We start from the raw sequence: 2,811 nt of genomic DNA, 5'->3' as shown, positions 1-2,811 counted from the left end.
CAGGTGCTGGTGAACATCTTCCTGAACGCCGGCCAGGCCATGCAGGGAGAGGGGATACTGGAGATCACCACCGGGGTGGACGAGGAATGGGTCTTCGTCCGGGTCGCCGACAACGGCTGCGGCATACCCGAGGCCAACCTGGCCAAGATCTTCGATCCCTTCTTCTCCACCAAGGAGAACAAGGGGACCGGACTCGGGCTTTCGGTCTCCTATGGCATCATCGAGAAGCACGGCGGCGCCATCGACGTGCAGAGCGAGCTGGGGAGAGGAACCATCTTCACCATCAAGCTCCCCATAGCCGGCATCGCCGGCAACCACCCCCCGGAGGAGACAGCGGCGCTCCCTGCCCCCTATCACCACTGAGCCGTCGTTCCCCCCTGTGATCACGTAAGGCCCATTTATTCGCGGGAGACAAAGCCGTATTGTCGGTAGCCGTTCATGCTGAGCCTGTCGAAGCACCCCTTCCCGACATTTACAAGCTGCCCCCTTCGACAGGCTCAGGACGGGCTTCGACAGGCTCAGGACGAACGGGTTGAAAGCTTGACCTGCCGGCCATGGAAGGCCCCAGACCATTCTCCCCGCAATCCCACCAATGAAACCTTCACTTCCCTCCCCCGGCCCCGCCTCCAAGGCCGCAAACCAGCGAAAGAAAACTTGACGAAGGTCGGCAATATTGCTAGTTTACGGTCGGGCTTTCCTACGACTGCCGGGGCCACCAGCAAAATGCAGTCCCGCCGCAGCGCCCGCCGCCGGCCGCCACCATGCGCCGGCTCTTTTCATTCCAGCACAATGGAGCCGCAGTGAATATCACCACCAACGGCGAAGCCGTATCGATCGAGCCGCTTTCAGTACAGGACTACCTCCACACCCTTGGTATCGACCCGCGCCGGGTCGCCGTCGAGCTCAACCGCGACATCCTCCCCAAGGCGCAGTACCAGCAGACCATGCTCAGGGAGGGTGACGTCCTGGAGATCGTCCACTTCGTGGGCGGCGGGGCGTAGATCTACAAAAACCTTGCGAAGCCGCAAAGACGCGAGACACTGAACCGATTCCCCTTCACGTCCCCTCCCCTTCAAGGGGAGGGACAGGAGCTTGCCCGCCGTAGCCATGGCGAAGGCGGGTGAAGATGGGGTAGCCACCTTTTATTCCGAACATTGGAGAGTACGTGAACATGGCAGAAAACAACGACAAGCTGGTCATCGCCGGACGTGAATTCGAATCCCGCCTCATGGTCGGCACCGGGAAATACGCCGACTTCGCCCAGATGGTGGAAGCCATCGAGGCCTCGGGCGCCCAGGTCATCACCGTGGCGGTGAGGAGGGTGAACATCTCCGACCGCAGCAAGGAATCGCTGCTCGACCATATCGACCTGAAGAAGTACACCCTGCTCCCCAATACCGCCGGCTGCTACACCGCCGATGACGCCATCCGCACCTGCCGGCTCGCCCGTGAGGCCGGCCTCTCCGACTTCGTGAAGCTCGAGGTGCTGGGGGACGAGAAGACGCTGTTCCCCAACAACGAGGAGCTTCTGAAGGCGGCTGCCGTGCTGGTCAAGGAGGGCTTCACCGTCCTCCCCTACACCAGCGACGACCCCATCGTCTGCAAGAAGCTGGAGGATCTGGGCTGCGCGGCCGTGATGCCGCTGGGCGCGCCGATCGGCAGCGGTCTGGGCATCAGGAACCCCTACAACATCCGGATCATCCTGGAGAACTCCAAGGTGCCCGTCATCGTGGACGCCGGGGTGGGGACCGCCTCCGACGCCGCCATCGCCATGGAGCTTGGCTGCGACGGCGTGCTGATGAACACCGCCATCGCCGGCGCCAAGGACCCGGTCGCCATGGCCCGCGCCATGAACTACGCGGTGGCCGGCGGCCGCCTCGCCTACCTGGCCGGCCGCATCCCGATGAAGCTGCACGCCAACGCCTCCTCCCCGCTGACCGGGCTGATCGCGTGAAAGAGCTGCAATCCCCCTGGATAGACTTCAACCTGTACCTGATCACCGGGCGCGGGGAGACGTTGGGGCGCAACCTCGAATTCGTGGTCGAGGAAGCGCTCAGGGGTGGCGTGCGCGCGGTCCAGCTGAGGGACAAGGACGCCAGCACCAAGGGGCTGTACGAAACCGCTTACGAGCTGCGCCGGCTCACCTCCCGCTACGGCGCCAAGCTCTTGATCAACGACCGGGTGGACGTCGCCCTGGCGGTGGAAGCCGACGGCGTCCACCTCGGCTCGCAGAGTCTCCCCATCTACAAGGTGCGCAGGCTCTTGGGCGAACGGAAGCTGATCGGGGTCTCCTGCCACAACCAGGTGCAGGCGATCACCGCCCAGGAGATGGGCGCCGACTTCATCACCTTCGGGCCGGTCTACTACACCCCCTCCAAGGCCCCCTACGGCGATCCGGTAGGGCTGGAGAAGCTCTGCACGGTGGCCGAGATGCTGCAAATCCCCGTGTTCGGGCTGGGAGGGATCAACCTCGACAACTGCCGTGAGGTGATCTCCTGCCAGGTGAGCGGCATCGCCCTCATCTCCGGCATCCTGTCGGCCCCCGATCCGCGCGAGGCGGCCAAGGATCTGTTGGCGATGCTCCCCCCGGTGGAGGGTGGCTACTAGCATGACCTGCGAGCTGATCCACAAAGACCTGCATATCAACTCCTACGGCTCCTACCTGCGCCGGCGCTTCGGCTGCCGGGTCAGCAAGGTGAACGTGGACGGCGGCTTCACCTGCCCCAACCGCGACGGCAGCCGGGGCACCGGCGGCTGCATCTACTGCGACAACAGCTCCTTCTCCCCCAAAGAGACCGTCCCCGTGATCCC

The 2,811-nt window shown here is 64.0% G+C and carries 4 protein-coding genes and 1 pseudogene; all 5 read left to right on the top strand.

The annotated features are described in order from the left end of the window. On the top strand, positions 1 to 363 hold a 363-nt coding region (locus VJ604_RS18495), incomplete at its 5' end, for a sensor histidine kinase (protein ID WP_324085049.1). Between the two features lie 437 nt (positions 364 to 800). Next, positions 801 to 1,001 (top strand): sulfur carrier protein ThiS, encoded by a 201-nt coding sequence (gene thiS / locus VJ604_RS18490; RefSeq protein WP_324085047.1) that lies wholly within the window; start codon positions 801 to 803, stop codon positions 999 to 1,001. 170 nt (positions 1,002 to 1,171) lie between these two features. Next, positions 1,172 to 1,954 carry a thiazole synthase gene (locus VJ604_RS18485; protein ID WP_324085051.1) on the top strand — a complete coding sequence of 261 codons (783 nt, stop codon included), beginning with the start codon at positions 1,172 to 1,174 and terminating at the stop codon, positions 1,952 to 1,954. Further along, a complete protein-coding gene (gene thiE / locus VJ604_RS18480; protein ID WP_324085044.1) occupies positions 1,951 to 2,607 on the top strand; it encodes a thiamine phosphate synthase in 657 nt (218 codons plus the stop codon). The genes VJ604_RS18485 and thiE overlap by 4 nt, the downstream gene beginning before the upstream one ends. Position 2,608: 1 nt before the next feature. Then, positions 2,609 to 2,811, top strand: a pseudogene (locus VJ604_RS18475) (TIGR01212 family radical SAM protein); the annotation flags it as partial.

It is taken from the genome of Geomonas sp. (assembly GCF_035254065.1).
In the GTDB taxonomy this organism is placed as follows: Bacteria; Desulfobacterota; Desulfuromonadia; order Geobacterales; family Geobacteraceae; genus Geomonas.
Note: the sequence above shows the minus strand (reverse complement) of the source record. Positions and strands in the feature narration are given on the sequence as shown.

Bases quoted from the DNA above. Each gene is read 5' to 3' on its own strand.
- VJ604_RS18485 (WP_324085051.1), top strand. From the start codon at position 1,172: ATGGCAGAAAACAACGACAAGCTGGTCATCGCCGGACGTGAATTCGAA.